13 protein-coding genes are annotated in these 17,816 nt (G+C 74.3%); 8 read left to right on the forward strand and 5 right to left on the reverse strand.

Features of this window, described 5'->3' with window-relative positions; translation table 11 throughout:
- Positions 1 to 3: 3 nt before the first annotated feature.
- Complete coding sequence (locus tag MNY62_RS06350; protein WP_242343271.1) at positions 4 to 1,905, forward strand: 4-alpha-glucanotransferase; 1,902 nt, start codon at positions 4 to 6, stop codon at positions 1,903 to 1,905.
- Between the two features lie 228 nt (positions 1,906 to 2,133).
- Here MNY62_RS06350 and MNY62_RS06355 read toward each other — a convergent pair whose 3' ends face one another.
- Positions 2,134 to 3,399, reverse strand: coding sequence for an HNH endonuclease (locus MNY62_RS06355; protein WP_242343272.1), 1,266 nt, complete (start codon positions 3,397 to 3,399; stop codon positions 2,134 to 2,136).
- Between the two features lie 740 nt (positions 3,400 to 4,139).
- On the opposite strand from MNY62_RS06355, the gene MNY62_RS06360 reads away from it, so the two are divergent.
- The 5 genes from MNY62_RS06360 to MNY62_RS06380 all read left to right on the forward strand — a co-directional run bounded on the left by MNY62_RS06360 (position 4,140) and on the right by MNY62_RS06380 (position 14,167).
- Positions 4,140 to 6,161, forward strand: coding sequence for an alpha-1,4-glucan--maltose-1-phosphate maltosyltransferase (locus tag MNY62_RS06360; protein WP_242343273.1), 2,022 nt, complete (start codon positions 4,140 to 4,142; stop codon positions 6,159 to 6,161).
- 17 nt (positions 6,162 to 6,178) lie between these two features.
- Positions 6,179 to 9,835 (forward strand): 1,4-alpha-glucan branching protein GlgB, encoded by a 3,657-nt coding sequence (gene glgB, locus MNY62_RS06365; protein ID WP_242343274.1) that lies wholly within the window; start codon positions 6,179 to 6,181, stop codon positions 9,833 to 9,835.
- Between the two features lie 148 nt (positions 9,836 to 9,983).
- Positions 9,984 to 10,406, forward strand: coding sequence for a response regulator (locus MNY62_RS06370; protein WP_242343275.1), 423 nt, complete (start codon positions 9,984 to 9,986; stop codon positions 10,404 to 10,406).
- A complete protein-coding gene (locus MNY62_RS06375) occupies positions 10,403 to 11,896 on the forward strand; it encodes a sensor histidine kinase (protein WP_242343276.1) in 1,494 nt (497 codons plus the stop codon). Before MNY62_RS06370 ends, MNY62_RS06375 begins: the two co-directional genes overlap by 4 nt.
- 126 nt (positions 11,897 to 12,022) lie before the next feature.
- Positions 12,023 to 14,167 (forward strand): beta-propeller domain-containing protein, encoded by a 2,145-nt coding sequence (locus tag MNY62_RS06380; RefSeq protein ID WP_242343277.1) that lies wholly within the window; start codon positions 12,023 to 12,025, stop codon positions 14,165 to 14,167.
- Here MNY62_RS06380 and MNY62_RS06385 read toward each other — a convergent pair.
- Both MNY62_RS06385 and MNY62_RS06390 read right to left on the reverse strand, forming a co-directional pair.
- Entirely contained in the window at positions 14,154 to 14,777 is a 624-nt protein-coding gene (locus MNY62_RS06385; RefSeq protein WP_242343278.1) for a DedA family protein, read from the reverse strand. The two genes, MNY62_RS06380 and MNY62_RS06385, sit on opposite strands and share 14 nt — an antisense overlap.
- 27 nt (positions 14,778 to 14,804) lie before the next feature.
- Positions 14,805 to 15,197, reverse strand: coding sequence for a TraR/DksA family transcriptional regulator (locus MNY62_RS06390; RefSeq protein WP_242343279.1), 393 nt, complete (start codon positions 15,195 to 15,197; stop codon positions 14,805 to 14,807).
- Positions 15,198 to 15,263: 66 nt separating this feature from the next.
- On the opposite strand from MNY62_RS06390, the gene MNY62_RS06395 reads away from it, so the two are divergent.
- Together MNY62_RS06395 and MNY62_RS06400 are read left to right on the forward strand one after the other, a co-directional pair.
- The gene (locus tag MNY62_RS06395) at positions 15,264 to 15,461 is read left to right on the forward strand and encodes a hypothetical protein (RefSeq protein ID WP_242343280.1); all 198 of its coding nucleotides are present in this window, start codon (positions 15,264 to 15,266) and stop codon (positions 15,459 to 15,461) included.
- Between the two features lie 54 nt (positions 15,462 to 15,515).
- Positions 15,516 to 16,532, forward strand: a complete 1,017-nt coding sequence (locus MNY62_RS06400; RefSeq protein WP_242343281.1) for a zinc-binding dehydrogenase — start codon at positions 15,516 to 15,518, stop codon at positions 16,530 to 16,532.
- A gap of 22 nt (positions 16,533 to 16,554) precedes the next feature.
- On the opposite strand, the gene MNY62_RS06405 is transcribed toward MNY62_RS06400, so the two are convergent.
- Both MNY62_RS06405 and MNY62_RS06410 read right to left on the reverse strand, forming a co-directional pair.
- Entirely contained in the window at positions 16,555 to 17,040 is a 486-nt protein-coding gene (locus MNY62_RS06405) for an aminoacyl-tRNA deacylase (protein ID WP_242343282.1), read from the reverse strand.
- Positions 17,041 to 17,236: 196 nt separating this feature from the next.
- Positions 17,237 to 17,566 (reverse strand): hypothetical protein, encoded by a 330-nt coding sequence (locus MNY62_RS06410; protein ID WP_242343283.1) that lies wholly within the window; start codon positions 17,564 to 17,566, stop codon positions 17,237 to 17,239.
- Between the last annotated feature and the right edge of the window lie 250 nt (positions 17,567 to 17,816).

Raw genomic sequence — 17,816 nt, forward strand, 5'->3', positions numbered from 1 at the left:
GCCTTGTCTCCACCCGCCCGGCGGCTCGTCCGTGAGGCGCTCGAAGCCCTCGGCATCCGCCGCTTCCTGCTCGGCGTCCACGACGCTGCCTTCCCGACGCTCCCCGGCGAGGACGTCGGCCGCGGCTCGCCCTCCGCCGACGGCGCGGGGGAGCTCCTCGAGCTCGCCTCCGCCCTCGGCTTCGACGGTCTTCAGCTCGGGCCGTCGGGCGCCACCTCCGCAGCGAACCCCTCGCCGTACGACGGCACGCTCTTCTCGCGGAGCCCCCTCTCCGTCGCGCTCGCGCCGCTCACGCGTCCGGAGCTTGCGTCCCTCCTCCGGGCGGAGACGCTCGCCGAGCTCGTCGCCGGGCGCCCGCGCGGCGAGCGCGTGGTCTACGGCTACGCCTTCGCGGCCTCGAAGCGCGCCCTCGGCGAGGTGACTGCCCGGTTCCGAGCGCAGCGCGCCGCGGGCTCGGGCGGACCGGTCGCGGAGCTCGCGGCCCGGCTCGAGTCGTTCCGGGCGGCGCACGCCGGCTGGCTGGTGCCCGACGCGCTGTACGAGGTGCTGGAGCGGCGGTACGGCGGCGCGACCTGGCGATCGTGGCCGAGCGGTGAGGACCGCGAGCTCTTCGCGCCCCGGCCCGGCGCCGAGGCGGCCGCGGCGAGGCGCCGAGAGGCCCTGCTCGCGCGCCACCGCGCCGAGATCGAGGACCACTCCCTCGTGCAGCTCCTCGCGCACGAGCAGCACGCCGCGTTCCGAGCCCACGCGCGCTCTCTCGGGCTCGCGCTGTACGCGGACCTCCAGGTCGGGATGTCGGAGCGCGACGTCTGGGCGGCGCAGCGGCTCGTGCTCGACGGATGGCGCATGGGCGCGCCGCCGAGCCGGACCGATCCGGAGGGGCAGCCCTGGGGCTTCGCGGTCCTCGACCCGCGCGGCTATTTCGAGGCGGACGCGTCGGGTGCGCCCGCGGACGGGCCGGCGGTCCGGTTCCTGCGCGCGCGGGTCCGGAAGGTGCTCGGGGAGCACGACGGGCTCCGCGTCGATCACCCGCACGGCCTCGTCGCGCCCTGGGTCTACCGCGCGGATGGGGACGACCCCGAGGCGGCGGTCCGGGCGGGCGCGCGACTCTTCTGCTCGCCGGACCTGCCGGAGCTCTCCGCGCTCGCGATCGCGCGCGCCGACCAGGTGAACCGCGGCGTCCCGCGCCACGCGGACGACCGGGTGAGCTCGCTCGACGAGGCGCAGGTCGAGCGGTACGCGACGCTCCTCGACGTGATCATGGACGCGGTGCCCGACCCGCGCGACGTCGCCTGCGAGATCCTGAGCACCCAGCCGTACCCGCTCGCGCGGGTCATCGCGCGGCACGGCCTCGGCCGGTTTCGCGTGACGCAGAAGGCGAACCTCGACGACCCGCGCGACGTCTACCGCGGCGAGAACGCCCGGCCCGAGGACTGGATCATGGTCGGGAACCACGACACGCCGCCCCTCTGGTCGGTGGCGGAGCGCTGGGTCGAGACCGGCGCCTCCGGGCGGCACGCGGAGCATCTCGCGTCGCGCCTCCTCGCGGAGGGCGAGGATCGCACGGCGTGGGCGCGCGCGGTCGCCGGGGACCCGGCCGCGCTCGCGCAGGCGCGCTTCGCGGAGCTGTTCGTCGGGCCTGCGCGGAACGTGATGGTCTACTTCACGGACCTCCTCGGCTCGCGCGCGCCGTACAACGTGCCGGGGACGGTGTCGGACGCGAACTGGTCGCTCCGCATCCCGCACGACGTCCGGCACGAGCACGCCGCACGCGTTCGCGCCAACCGCGCGCTCGATCTGCCCGGCGCGCTCGCGCGGGCGCTCCGCGCGCGGGGGCCCGGGTTCGCCGCGGCTCACCGCGAGCTCCTCGCCGGGCTCGACGCCGCCGCGCGCCCGATGTTCTGACGGGGGCTGCGCCCTCATCATTCATCACATCCTGGGGCTGCCGTCCGTGGACGCGGTTGCCATTCGACGAGCGGTTCAGCGCGCGAGGCGGTTGGGGCATCGACGGGGGTGAGCACGCGCGGCCCGGGAACGCGCCCTTGGAGGGCGGCACGACACGACGAGCGTGACCGTGGGGACCTGGGTCACGGGTTCGGAAGCTTGGCGGTGGCGGGCGCCGCGACGCTCGCCCTACGGCGGCTGAAGGGCCGTCGCTTCTGCGCCGCCGTGGCCGCGAGGTGCCGTCCGCGCGCGGGGCGGGGCGTAGTCGTGCCGGCCCGCAAGTCTCACGGCGCCCAAATTCCCAGCTACATGCGGGGGCGCTCCCCCAGCGCGCTCCTGCGGCGTCGGTCCGTCGCCCGGGTCGCGGCGGAAGCGCTCCATGTGCTCGCGTCCGAAGGCCCTCTCGGCGTGAAGCAGGTTATGAGCTCGGCAGGCGAGCCGTAGATTGTCGATGGTCGAGCGTCCGCCGAGCGCCACGGGGCGGATGTGGTCGAGCTCGAGCTTCCAGCGGCTGTTGCATCCGCACCCGTCCGGACCGACCCAGGCGCAGCGCCCGCCGTCGCGCTTCCACACCGCGCGGCGCACTATCGCTGGGATCGTGGACGTCGCCTCCGGGGACGCCGCCGCCGTCGGCGCCGGGCGCTGCGTCTTCCGCTCCGGCGCCACCGCGCCCTTGCGCTTGCCGTGCTTGTCGATGGCACAGCGGATCGCCTCGTGGAGCACCGCCGCCAGGTCACCGTCCGGGATCTTGTGCGAGAGAAGACACCGGAGTGTCTCGAGGTCCTCCTTGCAGGCGCGGTCGAGGGTGACGCGGAGCGACCAGTGGTTCTCGGTGATCGCCACGGCCTCTGACCGGCGCCCCGGCCTCTCGCTCCGGACGCGGGTTGCCGGGGACGCTGCGTCTGTCGGGCTCGCGTGGGGCATGGGCGCTGCGGGTGCTCCATCCGACGGCTCGGCGCGCTCCCCGCCAGCTTCCGGCGCCGTGAGCGGCAGCGCCGCGCTCGCGGGCTCGCGCTCCGGGAGCTTGCGGATCCCCGCGCGCGGCGCGGCGCGCGCCTGGATGGAGGCGATGAGGTGCTCCACCTCGGCGCGGGTCCGGTACGCGGCGCGGGCGAGGAGGTCGTCCACGTTCTCCTCGGTGAGCACCGGACCGAGGAGCGCCACGGTGGAGAGGCAGACGCGCGCATCGCGCAGCGGCGCCTCGAGCCTCGGGAACCGGCGCAGCACGCGCATGGCCTGGATGCGGCGGCCGGCGGCCCCCTCTCGGAGGTGGAGGACCTTCAGGCAATAGGCCCAGAGCGAGGCGTGCCCGGCCTCGACGAAGGCGCGCCGTCGGTCGAACTCTTCGAGGTGGAGAAGGAAGTCGGCCTGGACGTTTCGTTCCTCTCCGGCAAGCTCGCACAGGCGAACGGCGAGGACGTTCGAGTCGAGGGAAGCGGGAACGGGCGCGGACATGGAGTGCACCTCCAGATGCACCCTTCGTAACACGCGTTTTCGGGAGCTCCGGAGGCGCTCCAGGCTCGCGCGAGCGCGGCTTTTCTCGGTGTGCCCTCGGCAACCCCCTGCCGCGGTCGAACGCGCGCGCCCAGCCCAGCTGCGTGCGCGTGAGCGGCCCTGTCGCGCCGCCTCGAACCCCGGATCGGAGCTCCGGCGGGGAGCAGTCAAGGGCGATTCTTCACGCACCGCAACTGGGACGGATTGTTCACATCGTCAGGAAGCCCGTACGACGACCGGCGCTACCTCTGGCGATAGCTGTTACTTTCAGTGAAGCAGCGCAGGGCTCATGCGCCGCTTACGGGCTCGCCTCCACGCGTGGGCGCGAGCGCCCAAGGCAAGACACTCGCGGTGGAGCCGCTCGCCCGCACCCGCCACTCCGGCTGGGCCGCTCGGAACCGTGCCCGGACAGCGCGGTCCCACCCTGTCGATGCCCGAGTCCGATGTGCGCATCCATACGCCGGTCCATCGGCGTACGGCCCTTCGGGCGGTCGGCCGCGTTATGTGATGAATCCTGAGAGGCTGCGCCCCCGCCCCGCCCCACGGCTGGCCGCCGTCGGCGGGGGCCCACCCCTGCTCGCCGGGTCCCCTGCGCCACCGCGCACGGCCGCCCGCCCGCTCGCTCCGGACGCCTGCGCGTCGTGCACGGCGCGACGTGCCACCCACACATTGCTCTCGAGCCCCGCGCCCGAGAGGTGGACATGGCCAAGCGCGCACGCCCGGAGCCGGCCCAGCCGCCGGCCGAGCGCCCGCCACGAGTCGTCATCGAGAACGTCACGCCCGAGATCGACGGAGGCCGCTTCCCGGTCAAGCGGACGGTGGGGGAGCAGGTCGTCGTCGAGGCGGACGTGTTCACGGAGGGGCACGACGTGCTCACCGCCGTGCTGTGCCACCGGCGCGAGGGCGAGCCCTCCTGGACCGAGGTCGCGATGGCGCCGGTGGGGAACGATCGCTGGCGCGCGGCCTTCGTCATCGGCGCGCTCGAGCCACACCGCTACACGATCGAGGCCTGGGTGGACGCCTTCGGGAGCTGGGAGCACGGCTTCGCGCGGAAGGTGGCGGCGAGTGCGGTCGAGCCGGTGGACCTGCTCGTCGGCGCGGAGCTCGTCGAGCAGGCGGCGGCGCGGGGGGAGGGCGACGACGCGGCGCGGCTGGAGGGGTGGGCGGCGGCGCTGCGCGGCGACGCGCCGCTCGAGGAGCGCGCGCGTCGGGCGCTCGAGCCGGAGCTCCGGCTCCTCGTCGCCCGCCACCCGGATCGCAGCCGCGCGGCACGCCACCCGCGCGAGCTCTCCGTCTCCGTGGACCGCGAGCGGGGCCGCTTCAGCGCCTGGTACGAGCTCTTCCCGCGCTCCGCCGCTCCCGAGCCCGGCCGCCACGGGACCTTGAAGGACGTCGTCGATCGGCTGCCCTACGTCGCGTCGATGGGCTTCGACGTCCTCTACCTCCCGCCGATCCATCCGATCGGGCGCGCCTTCCGCAAGGGCAGGAACAACAGCACCCAGGCGTCGCCGGAGGACGTCGGCAGCCCGTGGGCGATCGGCGGGCCCGAGGGTGGGCACACCGCGATCCACCCGGAGCTCGGGACGCCGGAGGACTTCAGGCGCCTCGTGGCGCGGGCGGGCGAGCTCGGGATGGAGATCGCGCTCGACGTCGCGTTCCAGTGCTCGCCGGACCACCCCTGGGTGGAGGAGCATCCGCAGTGGTTCCGGCGCCGTCCGGACGGCACCATCCAGTACGCGGAGAACCCGCCGAAGAAGTACCAGGACGTCTACCCGCTCGAGTTCGAGAACCCGGACTGGCGCGCGCTCTGGTCGGCGCTCCTCGACGTCGTCCTCCACTGGGCCGACGAGGGCGTGCGGATCTTCCGCGTCGACAACCCGCACACGAAGCCGTTCCGGTTCTGGGAGTGGCTCATCGCCGAGTCACGGCGAACGCGGCCCGAGCTCGTCTTCCTCGCCGAGGCGTTCACGCGGCCCAAGGTGATGTACCACCTCGCGAAGCTCGGCTTCACGCAGTCGTACACCTACTTCAGCTGGCGCAACACGAAGGGGGAGCTCACCCACTACCTCACCGAGCTCACGCGCAGCCCGGTGAAGGACTTCTTCCGCCCGAGCTTCTGGCCCAACACGCCGGACATCCTCCCCGAGCCGCTCCAGTACGGCGGCCGGCCGATGTTCCAGGCCCGGCTCGTCCTCGCCGCGACCCTCGCCGCGAGCTACGGCATCTACGGCGCCGCCTTCGAGCACATGGAGGGGCGGGCCGCGCGCCCGGGGAGCGAGGAGTACCTCGACTCGGAGAAGTACCAGCTCCGGGGCTGGCAGCTCGACCGCGAGGACAGCCTGCGCGACTTCATCGCGCGCGTGAACCGCATCCGCCGGGAGCACCCCGCCCTCCAGTCGAACGAGCGCCTCGCGTTTCACCGGATCGACAACGAGCAGCTCATCGCCTACTCCAAGGCGACCGAGGACCTCTCCGATCTCGTGCTCGTGGTCGTGAACCTCGACCCGCACCACGTCCACTCCGGCTGGCTGGAGCTCCCGCTCGAGCTGCTCGGGTTGCCCGGCGACGAGCCGTATCAGGTCCACGACCTGCTCGGCGGCGGCCGGTACCTCTGGCACGGCGCCCGGAACTACGTGGAGCTCGATCCGGGGAGCGCGCCGGCCCAGATCTTCCGCATCCGCCGCCGCGTCCGGACCGAGCGCGACTTCGACTACTTCATGTGAACGGGCCGAGGGGGCAGATGGACGCGTCGCTCGCGACGATCACGACGGAGGGCCCGTGGGACGGGATCCTGGAGCCGGGCCCGGCACGGGCGAGCCTCGAGGCGGCGCTGCCGCGCTACCTCATGGGCCGGCGCTGGTTCGGCGGGAAGGCCCGCGGCATCCAGCAGGTCGCCATCGTGGACGCCGCCCCGATCGGCTCCGACCGGAACGCGCCGCGCCTCGTGCTCCTCGCCGTCTCGTACGCCGAGGGCGCGCCCGAGGTGTACTCGCTCCCGCTCGCGTTCGCGCCCGACGACGCCGCGGAGCGCGTCCGCGCGGCCTTCCCCGGGGCGGAGGTCGCGAGGCTCCGCGCCGGCGGGGAGGCGGGCCTCCTCTACGCGACCGACCGCGACCCGGCGTTCTCGCGCGCGCTCCTCGACGCGATCGCGCACGGCCGGACGTTCCCGGCGCGCGCCGGCGAGCTCGTCGCCTGGCCCACGCAGGCGTTCGCGCGCGAGGCGGCCGGTACCGAGGCGCTCGCCCCGGCCCCGCTCCTCGGCGAGCAGAGCAACACCTCCGTCCGGTTCGGCGAGCGGCTCATCCTGAAGCTCTTCCGCCGCGCGGAGGCGGGGACGAACCCGGAGCTGGAGGTCGGCGAGTACCTCACCGACCGGGCCGCGTTCCGGAACGTTCCGTCGGTGCTCGGCGCGATGGAGTACCGGCCTCGGAGCGGCGAGCCCCGCACGCTGGCGCTCCTGCAGGCGTTCGTCCCGAACCGGGGCGACGCGTGGGCGTTCACGCTCGGCGAGCTCGCCGCGTTCCTCGAGCGCGCCGCCGGCTCGGAGCCGCCCGCGGCGCCCGCCGCGTCCCTCGTCGACCTCGCCGGGCGGGCCCCGCCACCGGAGGTCCGCGCGCTCGCCGGGCCCTCGCTCGACTCCGCCGCCCTGCTCGGCCGGCGCACCGCGGAGCTGCACCTCGCGCTCTCGCGGGGCTCCGACGCGGCGTTCCGGCCGGAGCCGTTCTCTCCGGAGGATCGGCGCGCGCTGCACGACCAGGCGGCGCGCCAGGTCCGCGGCGCGCTCGCGCTCCTCCGCGCGCGGCGCGAGACGCTCGCCGCCGGCGTGCGCGCACGCGCAGACGCGATCCTCGCGCGCGAGGGGGAGCTCGAGCGCCGCCTGCGCTGGGTCCTCGAGCGTCCGCTCACGGCGCTGCGCACGCGGACGCACGGCGACTACCACCTCGGCCAGGTGCTGTGGACCGGGCGTGACTTCGTCGTGATCGACTTCGAGGGCGAGCCCGCGTGCCCGCTCGCGGCCCGGCGCGCGAAGGGATCGCCGCTGCGGGACGTGGCCGGGATGATCCGCTCCCTGCACTACGCGTCCTGCCAGGGAGGCGCGCAGCGCCTGGCGCCCCCGGGCGCCCCACCCGAGGACGCCGCGCGGTCCGAGGGATGGGCGCGCGTGTGGTATCCCTGGGTCGCGGCGGCGTTCCTTCGCGCCTACCTCGACGTCGCGCAGGGCGGACGCATCCTCCCCGGGAGCGAGGCGGAGGTGCGCGCGCTGCTCGAGCTGCACCTCACGGAGAAGGCGCTCTACGAGCTCGCGTACGAGCTGAACAACCGGCCGGAGTGGGTGGAGCTGCCGCTGCGGGGGATCGCCGATCTGCTCGCGGCGACGCCGGACCCCGCCGGAGAAGGGGAGGAGAGCTTGCCGAAGAAGGGGACGAGGGAGGCGCCGCGCGCCGCCGCGCGCGGGGCGGGGCGCCCGCGCGAGGACGCACCGGGCGAGGTGCTCGCGCTCGGTGGGCCGGGGGAGCTCGATCGGCACCTCTGGAACGAGGGGACGAACCACCGCGCCTACCGGACGCTCGGCGCGCACCTCGGCACGTTCGAGGGCCTCGACGGCGCGTCGTTCGCGGTCTGGGCGCCGAACGCCGAGCGCGTCTCGGTCATCGGCGACTTCAACGGCTGGGACAAGGCGCGCCACCCGCTCCGGCGCCTCGACGACACCGGGCTGTGGCAGGGCTTCCTGCCGGGCGTGAAGAAGGGCGCCGTCTACAAGTACCACCTGCGCTCGCGCGAGCGCGGCTACGAGGTCGACAAGGCCGATCCGTTCGGCTTCATGCACGAGACGGCGCCGGGGACGCAGTCCCTCGTGTGGGACCTCGCGTACGACTGGGGCGACGACGCCTGGATGCGCTCGCGCCGCGAGCGGAACGGGCTCGCGAGCCCGATGAGCATCTACGAGGTGCACCTCGGGTCCTGGCGGCGCGTCCCCGAGGAGGGGAACCGGTCGCTCACGTACCGCGAGATCGCGCCGCTCCTCGCCGATCACGCCGCGAGGATGGGCTTCACGCACGTCGAGCTGCTCCCCGTCACCGAGCACCCGTTCTACGGATCGTGGGGCTACCAGACGACGGGCTACTTCGCGCCGACGAGCCGCTACGGCACGCCGCAGGACTTCATGTTCCTCGTGGACACCCTGCACCAGCGCGGCCTCGGCGTCATCCTGGACTGGGTCCCGTCGCACTTCCCGACCGACGCGCACGGGCTCGCGTACTTCGACGGCACGCACCTGTTCGAGCACGCCGATCGCCGGCAGGGCCACCACCCGGACTGGGACAGCTTCATCTTCAACTACGGACGGAACGAGGTGCGGAGCTTCCTCCTCTCCTCGGCGATGTTCTGGCTCGACGCCTACCACGTGGACGGCCTGCGCGTGGACGCGGTCGCGTCGATGCTCTACCTCGACTACTCGCGCAAGGCGGGCGAGTGGATCCCGAACGAGTACGGCGGCCGCGAGAACCTCGAGGCGATCGCGTTCCTCCGCCGGTTCAACGAGGTGGTCTACGGAGAGTACCCCGACGTCCAGACCATCGCCGAGGAGTCGACCTCGTGGCCGATGGTCTCGCGCCCGCTCTACGTCGGCGGCCTCGGCTTCGGGATGAAGTGGGACATGGGCTGGATGCACGACACGCTCGCGTACCTGGGCCACGATCCCGTGTTCCGGCGCTTCCACCACAACGAGGTGACGTTCCGGATGATGTACGCGTTCTCCGAGAACTTCGTCCTCGCGCTGTCGCACGACGAGGTGGTCCACGGGAAGCGATCCCTGCTCGACAGGATGCCGGGCGAGGACCGGCAGAAGTTCGCGAACCTGCGCCTGCTGTACGCGTACCAGTGGGCGCAGTCGGGCAAGAAGCTCCTCTTCATGGGAGGCGAGATCGCGCAGGGGCGGGAGTGGAGCCACGAGCGGAGCCTCGACTGGCACCTGCTCGAGCGCGAGCAGCACGAAGGCGTGAGGACGTGGGTCGAGGACCTGAACCGGCTCATGCGCGAGAACCCGGCGCTCCACGCGCGCGACTTCGATGCGGGCGGCTTCGAGTGGATCGACGCGAACGACGCGGAGGCGAGCGTGCTGTCCTTCCTGCGGAGGGGACGGGAGGGCGATCCGGAGCTCCTCGTCGTCCTCAACTTCACGCCGGTCCCGCGCCAGAACTACCGGGTCGGCGTGCCGCGGGGCGGCTTCTGGCGCGAGGTCCTGAACAGCGACGCGCCCCGCTACGGCGGCGGCGGCTTCGGCAACCTCGGCGGACAGGAGGCGGCGCCGGTGGCCGCCCACGGGCGGCTCCACTCGCTCACGCTCACGCTCCCGCCTCTCGGGGCGCTGTTCTTCCGACCCGAGCCGCACGCCTGACGGCGAGGACCTCCGCCTCTCCGGCGGGCGCCAGGCAGGCGGTCCCGAACGGCCGTCCGCTGCTTGCTCCCGATCAGCCGCCCGGCGCGCCGTGCGTGGGTGCGCCGGTCCCTTCGGCCGCCGGCCCGGTTTCCGGTATCCTGCGCGGGTGCCGCCCGCGGAGGCCGCGAAGCCGAGAATCCTGGTCGTCGACGACGACCACGCCAACCTGCGCACGTTCCGGATCGTGTTCCGGGCCGAGTACGACGCGACGCTCGCCCTGTCCGGCGACGAGGCTCTCGGCGAGCTCGCCGTGGGGAGCTTCGACGTCGCGCTCGTGGACTACGCCATGCCCGGCATGAACGGGCTCGAGCTGCTCGTCCGGATGCAGCGGGCCCACCCGGAGGTCGGCCGCGTCATGGTGACCGGCTATCCGGACCACCCCGAGCTCGCCGAGGCCGCGCGCTCGGGGGTCGCCGCCGCCGTGGTCATGAAGCCGTGGGATCGCGACGATCTCCAGCGGACCCTCGACGAGCAGGTGCGGATCGCGCGGGCGCGGCGCGCGGGCATCTCCGGTCGCGAGGCGCCGTGAGCGGCGCCGCGACGAACGCCGGCGCGGCGGGCGCGGGCACCGTGAGCCCTGACCTCGAGGCGGGCTTCGAGGCGTCGTGCCTCGCGCGCGAGCGCTGGGAGGGCACGACCGCCGTTCTCCTCTCCGCGGTCCTCATCCCGCTCTGGATCGTCTTCGACGCGCTGCTCGAGCCGGAGTGGGTGCAGCCCTTCACGGTCATGCGGACCGCGGCGACGGCGGTCGCCTGGGTCGCCGTGGTCGCCGTTCGCCGGGCCCGGACCACCCGCGGGCTGCGGGCGTGGGTCGTGCTGGCGCTGGCGATCGGCGGCGCGGCGATCGCGCTGATGCTGCCGCACGTCCAGCACTTCCCGGCCTACGTGTTCGGGTTCTCGCTCTTCTTCTGGGGAGCCGGCGCGATGTTCTCGTGGCCGGCCCGGTGGTCGCTCGCGCTCTTCGGGTTCCTGCTCGCCGTCATGTCGACGGGGTTCGCCGTCTGGCCGGACGCGCGCGAGCTCGCGGACTTCATCGCCGCGGGCTTCTACCTGGGCAGCGCCGCCACGATCGCCACCATCATGACGATCGTCCGGAGCCGGCTCGTGCGCGAGGGGTTCGTGGTGTCGCACGAGCTCGCGATGCGCAACGCCGACGTCGAGCGCACGCTCGAGCAGCTCCGCGACGCGCAGGCGCGCCTCGTCGCGTCGGAGAAGCTCACCGCGCTCGGGAGGCTCCTCGCCGGCCTCTCCCACGAGATCAACAACCCGCTGAACGTGCTCCACAACAACCTCGACCCGCTCCGCGCCTCGCTCGGCGGGTTGCTCGAGGTCGCCCGCGCCGCCGAGGGCGCGTCGGCCGCCGACCTGCCCGCGCTGCGCCGGCGCTGCGCCGAGCTCGACGTGGAGACGACCTCGCAGGACGTGCGGGACGCGACCGAGATGATGCGTGCGGCGATGGAGCGGGTGCGGCAGGTCCACGCCGACCTGCGGGCGTTCATCCGCGGCGACGCGCCGGGCATGGTGCACGGCGACCCGGGAGAGGGGCTCCGCGCGACCGCGGCGCTCCTGTCGCGCAGGCTGCCCGAGGGGGTCCACGTCGAGGTGGACGTGGGTCCGCTCCCGCGGACCACCTTCCAGCCCGGGCAGCTGAACCAGGTCTGGCACAACCTCGTCCAGAACGCGCTCGACGCCGTCGGGGACGCGGGCACCGTCACGGTCCGGGCGCGCGCGGTCGGGGACCGGCTCGAGGTCACGGTCGCGGACAGCGGACCGGGCGTCGCGCCGGAGCACCAGGCGCGGCTCTTCGAGCCGTTCTTCACGACGAAGGGCGTCGGAAAGGGCACCGGGCTGGGGCTCGCCATGAGCTACCAGATCGTCGAGCGCCACGGCGGGGCCATGTTCCTCGACGGCGGCTACACGGAGGGCGCCCGGTTCGTGGTTCAGCTCCCGGTGCGCGTCGTCCCCGCCCTGCCGGTCCCGGCCGCGAGCGACCCGAGCGCGTCCCGCCGCGCGGGGTAGCGCCTTCGCCGTTCGTCGCGCCGCGACCCGCCCGAGCCGCCCCCGCGCGGCGAGGGCGGGCGCCGGTGACGAGCGTATCCTCGGCACGCGTGGCGTGCGCTCCCGCCTCGCCGATGGAGGTCTCCCGTGCGTACCTGCGCCGCTCTCGTCCTCGCCGGCCTCGGCGCCCTGGCCGGCTGCCACTCCGGCCCCGATCAGCGGCAGGTCGCGATCGCCCGCGTCGGCCTCGACCCGATCGCCGGGTGCGAGGATCTCGCCCGCGCCGTCCGCGACCGGCTCGTCGCCGACATGGACCGGGCCCTGGACGCGAACCTCGCGGCCGCGCTCGAGGGACGCTGCTGGGCGTACGGAGCCGTCCCGCCCGTCATGGCCACGCCCGCGCCCGGGGGCGACGCGGGCGGCGCGAAGACCTGGTCCGACACCAACGTCCAGGTCGCCGGCGTCGACGAGCCGGACCTCGTGAAGACCGACGGGGAGCTCGTCTACGCGATCGGCGCCGGTCGCCTCCAGATCCTCGACGCCTGGCCCGCCGCGGAGGCGCACCGGATCGCGGCGGTGCAGGTCGAGGGGACGCCGAAGCGGCTCCTCCTGCACGAGGGGCGCGTCGTCGTGTTCTCGTCGCTGGCGCCGCCCGTCGGCGACCCCGGCGCGACGCCGGTCCCGCCTTCGGGCGGCGGCGTCCCGATGCCGGGCGGCGTCGGCGCGAGCCCGGTCGGGTCGGCGGGCGGCGACTGCACCTACGGCTACGACTGCGTGCCCACGGGGGATGGGAACCCCTCGAAGATCACCGTGCTCGACGTCGCGGATCCCGCCCGGCCGCGCGTGCTCCGCGAGGTGACGTTCAACGGCTCTTACCTCGCGGCCCGCAGGATCGGCGCGTCGGTCCACGCCGTCATCGCGCTGCCGGAGCGGACGGTCCCGGGCCTCGCGTACTGGCCGAGCACGTTCGTGTGCGGCGACGGCGCGTCCCCCCGGGCGATTCGCGAGGCCTTCGAGCAGCTCCGCCGCGAGAACCGCGCGCTCATCGAGGGCGTGGACCTCGGCGCCCTCGTGCCCTCGGTTCGCGACGTCCGTCACCGCGCGGACGGCGACGCCGTCGACGCGGACGTCCTCGGGACCTGCCCCGGCTTCCACTCCTCGGCGGAGGGGGAGGGGGCCGCGTTCGTCTCGATCGCCTCGCTCTCGACGGACGGCGAGGGCCCGCTGTCGGTGACGACCGTGCTCGGCCGGCCCGGGTTCGTCTACGCCGGGCCGGCTGCGCTCTACGTCGCGTCGCCGCACGCCTGGCGCGGCGGCGGAAGCTGGTTCTGGGCGGAGCCGGAGGTGGCGCCCGAGGCGACGACGGTGCACGCGTTCCGGCTCGCCGAGGCTCCCGGCCCGCGCGCCGAGTACCAGGCGAGCGGCGTCGTCGAGGGGCGGGTGCTCTCCTCCTTCTCGCTGGACGAGTACGCGGGGGCGCTCCGGATCGCCACGACGACCGGCCACTCGCCGGATCCCGCCGCGCACAGCGCCGTGACCGTGCTGCGGGAGGCGGGCGGGACCCTCGAGGAGATCGGGCGGGTCGACGGCATCGCGCCCTCGGAGGACATCCGCTCCGTCCGCTTCGACGGCGCGCGGGGGTTCATCGTCACCTTCAAGAAGACCGATCCGCTGTTCGTGCTCGACCTCGCGGATCCTGCGTCGCCCGCGATCGCCGGGGAGCTGAAGGTCCCGGGCTTCTCGACCTACCTGCACCTCATGGATCCGGCGCACCTCCTCACCCTCGGCTACGACGCGTCCGACCAGGACGGGTTCGCCTGGTTCACCGGGATCCAGCTCCAGCTCTTCGAGGTCGCCGACCTCGCCGCGCCGGCGCTCGCGTACCGGGAGCTCATCGGCACGCGCGGGTCCACCTCGCAGGCGGCGACGGACCACCTCGCCTTCAACTACTTCGCGGAGAAGGCGCTGCTCGCGCTCCCGATGGTGATCTGCGAGGGCGGCGACGCGACCGGCGGCTACGGCACGCTCATGACCTTCAGCGGCCTCCGGGTCTACCGGGTCCGCGCCGACGAGGGCTTCACGTACCTCGGCGGCGTGGCGCACGCGACGCCGGAGACGTCCGAGACCTTCCGCGACGCGTGCTCCGGCTGGTGGACCGACGCGAGCACGCCGGTGAAGCGAAGCCTGTTCCTCGAGGACTTCGTCCTGTCGTTCACGGACGGCGAGGTGCGCGTGCAGGACACGCGCGCGCTCGGGACGGACCTCGCGCGGATCGGCTTCACCGCTCCGTGACGGCTTCGCCCACGCCGCGCTGCGCCGCGGCCCGGCGGCGGCGGGCGCGCACCGCGTACGCGACGAGCGCCGCGAGCGCGACGGCGGCGACGATCCCGAGCTCGACGCGCCTCAGGTCGCGATGCGCCTCGGCGAGGTGGTGGGAGGCGAGGTAGCCGACCGTCACGACCAGCGGGACCGAGACGAGCGCGGAGAGCCCGTCCGCGAGGAGGAAGGTCACGCGCCGGACGCCGTGGGTCCCCGCCAGCGCGAACGCCGGCAGGCGGAGCCCGGAGGTGTGACGCGCGACGACGATCGTCCAGAACGCGTGGCGGGCGAAGTGCCGCTCGAGCCAGGCGCGGCGCCGCGGCGTGAGGACGCGCCGCACAGGGCGGCTCTCCATCACCGCGTCGCCGTGCCGCCGCGCGAGCGAGTAGAAGAGGAAGTCCCCCGCCACGATCCCCACCCAGCAGGCGACGATCGTCGGGACGAGCCGGAGGTAGCCCTGGTGCGCGAGGAAGCCGGCGGTGAGCTGGGTGAGCTCCTCGGGCAGGGGCACCCCGACGCCTGCGCCCACGAGGAGCGCCACGATCGCCCCGTAGCCGAAGTGCTCGACGAATCGCTCGATCATCGAACGACAAGGTAGCCCCCGCCGCGCTCAGCGGTAGTCGGTGAGCTTGCGGCGCGTCCCGCCGAGCCGCGGCTCGGTCTTCGCCTGGCACGCCGGGCAGCGGGTCGCGTAGGGCATGACCGAGAGCCGCCCCGGCGCGATCTCCTCCTCGCAGTCCTCGCACAGCCCGAAGTCCTCGGGTGCGCTCGCGAGCTTCGCGAGGGCCCGATCGATCCGCGCCACGAGCTCCGCCTGGCCCTTGTTGCGCTGCGAGGCGAGCACCTGCAGCATCTCCGAGAGCGCCTGCGCGTCCTCGTCCGCGACGCCGGTCGTGGCGGAGTCCTTGCGGTTCGGCTCGATCCGGGCGGGGCCGGCCCGGACGAGCTCGGCGCGGAGCCGCTCGAGCGTCCGCTTCACGTTCGCGCGCTGCGCAGGGGTCATGCCGGTACACGACTACCCGAACCCGGCGCCGCGCGCCAGCGCGAGCGGCCGGGGTATCTTCCGCGGATGGTCTGGCACGTCACCGTGGACGGCGCTCCCGCCTGCACCTCGTCGATCCTCGGGCCGGACGAGCGGCTCGAGCCGCCGGTCTGCGGGACCCGCAACCGCGACCGGGCGGAGGACTACGCACGGCTGCTGCGCGAGCGCCACCCCGGGGCGGCGATCGAGGTGGTCGCCCACGGCTGCCCCATGCGCGGCGAGTGACCGGCGGTCCAAAGGATGGCCGGGCCCCGCTCGCTCGGTTAGTTCGGGGCCACCATGCGCGCCATCCGCTATCACGGTCCGAAGAAGCCGCTGCAGCTCGAGGAGATCGCCACTCCCACCCCCGGTCCCGGCGACGTGCTGGTGCGGGTGACCGCGGCGGGCGTGTGCCACACCGAGCTCCACTTCCTCTCCGGCCTGCTCGACCTCGGGGTCGCGCCGCTCACGCTCGGCCACGAGATCGTCGGCCGGATCGAGCGCGTGGGCGAGGGTGTCGGGCCGGCGCGCGTGGGGGAGCGGGTCATCGTCTACTACTACTCCGGCTGCGGCCGCTGCCTGCACTGCCTGCGCGGAGACGAGAACCTGTGCGACGCGCTGCGGGCGGAGCACGGCTTCGTCACGGACGGCGGCTTCGCCGAGTACGTGCGCGTCCCCGCGCGGAACGCGGTGCCGCTGCCGGGCGGGATCTCCGACGCGGACGCGGCGCCGATCGGCTGCGGCGTCACCACCGCGGTCCACGCGGCCAGCCTCGCGCGCGTCGGCCTCGGCGACTGGGTGGTCGTGTACGGCGTCGGGGCGGTGGGGTTCGGGCTCGTCCAGGTGGCGCGGCTGCGCGGCGCGCGCGTCATCGCCGTCGGCCGGACCCCGCAGAAGCTCGAGGCCGCCCGCGCGCTCGGCGCCGACGCGACCGTGCGCGCCGGCGCCGAGGACGTCGCCGCCCGCGTCCGCGAGATCACGGGCGGCCGGGGCGCCGACGTGGTGTTCGAGCTCGTCGCGACGCGCGAGACGATGGCCGCGAGCGCGCGCTCCCTCGCGAAGCGCGGTCGGCTCGTCTTCGTCGGCTACTCGGAGGACACCTTCGAGATCCACCCGATCCAGCTCGTGGTCGGCGAGCAGAGTGTCCTCGGCTCCGTGGGGAACACGCTCGCCGAGCTGCAGGAGGCGGTCGAGCTCGTCGCCCAGGGACGGGTGAGGACGATGGTCGACCGCGTGCTCCCGCTCGAGCGCTTCCAGGAGGGCGTGGACGCGCTCTCGGGCGGCAGCCTCCTCGGGCGCGCCGTCTTGAAGCCGTAGCAGCTCGCCGCGGCCGGCGCGCTCAACCGCCGAAGTCGGAGCGGGCGGAGGTCGCGCCGAGGCCGGCGATGGCGGTGACGCCCTCGCAGCGCATCCACTCCCCGGTGTCGAGCACGATCGCGTCCTCGTGCGTGCCGCCGGGCATCACGAGCTTCTTCTCCTGCAGGAGCATCTCGTCGACGAAGATCGGCACGCCGAACATGGCGAGCGGCGGCTCGGCGCCGGCCTCGCACGGCTCGAACCGCGGCGTGAACTCCGACTCCGCCACGAGCTCGGCCGGGCGCCCCGTCGCCTCCTCGAGCGCCGAGAGGCTGACGCGGTCGGTGGCCGCGACGACCGCGAACGCGATGAGGCCGTCTAGGCTCACGACAACCGCCTTCGCGACCCGGTGGCCGCTCACGTGCTCGGCGGCGGCGAGCTCCTGCGCGGACATCGCCGTCCGGTGGGTGTGGTGCTCGTACCCGCGATGACTCTCGCGCAGGTGCGACTCGATCAGCGATGGGATCATGGCCCGTCCTCCTCTGCCTACATGAGCATTCTCGGGCGAGCGCGCCTCGGTGGGCGGCGGCACGCCGGGGCGTCCCCGCTGCAGGGAGGCCGGCCGCCGGGCGCTCGCGGCGACGCGCCGCGGGCGCGCATTCGCGGGCCCCGCCGCTGCCGAGCGGCGGGGTCGTCGCGGAGCCTCGTCGCCGGCGTCCGCGTCCTCAGGGCGCGGACGCCGCGGGGGTCTGCGGCGTCGCCGCGTGCCCCGGGCGCACGAGCGAGATGGCGAACAGCACGGCGCCGACGAGCGCGTTGCTGACGCGGGCGATGCCCGACGCGTTCGTCAGGAAGAGCGCCGCGATGGCGAGGAGCACGGCGACCACCGAGATCACGTACCGCACGCCGGGCTTGCCCTGCGCCGCGAACGCGGCGACCGCGACGACGAGCGCCGAGATGGCCGTGAACGTGGCGGAGAACGGCGTCTGCGGGAGCGCGAAGGCGGAGATGAGCAGCCACGTCGCAAAGATCAGGTTCAGGGTGACGAAGCGCATCGACAGCCTCCTTCGGCCAAGAGCGTCGGCCGATCGGCGGAGCACGTCGAGGCGTCCTCGCGGAGTGGCTCGGACGCGGGAACGGCCAGCGGGCGGGCGTGCCTCCGGGCGGCCCCCGCCCCGCCCGTGAGCCGCGCGCCTCGCCGCCACACCCGGGTGTAGAGTCGCGCACGTGACCACCGAGCGACGGCTCCTCCTCCGGGCGAGCGGCTTCTCCTGAGGGCCCGTCGCGGGCCTCGGCTGAGGCACC

The sequence above is a fragment of the Anaeromyxobacter terrae genome, from assembly GCF_022690685.1.
Taxonomy (GTDB): domain Bacteria; phylum Myxococcota; class Myxococcia; order Myxococcales; family Anaeromyxobacteraceae; genus Anaeromyxobacter; species Anaeromyxobacter terrae.

What these genes read in the sequence shown, in the direction of transcription:
- MNY62_RS06355 (WP_242343272.1), bottom strand. Translation starts at nt 3,399, where the DNA reads ATGTCCGCGCCCGTTCCCGCTTCCCTCGACTCGAACGTCCTCGCCGTT.
- MNY62_RS06360 (WP_242343273.1), top strand. Translation starts at nt 4,140, where the DNA reads ATGGCCAAGCGCGCACGCCCGGAGCCGGCCCAGCCGCCGGCCGAGCGC.
- glgB (WP_242343274.1), top strand. Translation starts at nt 6,179, where the DNA reads ATGGACGCGTCGCTCGCGACGATCACGACGGAGGGCCCGTGGGACGGG.
- MNY62_RS06385 (WP_242343278.1), bottom strand. Translation starts at nt 14,777, where the DNA reads ATGATCGAGCGATTCGTCGAGCACTTCGGCTACGGGGCGATCGTGGCG.
- MNY62_RS06390 (WP_242343279.1), bottom strand. Translation starts at nt 15,197, where the DNA reads ATGACCCCTGCGCAGCGCGCGAACGTGAAGCGGACGCTCGAGCGGCTC.
- MNY62_RS06395 (WP_242343280.1), top strand. Translation starts at nt 15,264, where the DNA reads ATGGTCTGGCACGTCACCGTGGACGGCGCTCCCGCCTGCACCTCGTCG.
- MNY62_RS06400 (WP_242343281.1), top strand. Translation starts at nt 15,516, where the DNA reads ATGCGCGCCATCCGCTATCACGGTCCGAAGAAGCCGCTGCAGCTCGAG.
- MNY62_RS06405 (WP_242343282.1), bottom strand. Translation starts at nt 17,040, where the DNA reads ATGATCCCATCGCTGATCGAGTCGCACCTGCGCGAGAGTCATCGCGGG.
- MNY62_RS06410 (WP_242343283.1), bottom strand. Translation starts at nt 17,566, where the DNA reads ATGCGCTTCGTCACCCTGAACCTGATCTTTGCGACGTGGCTGCTCATC.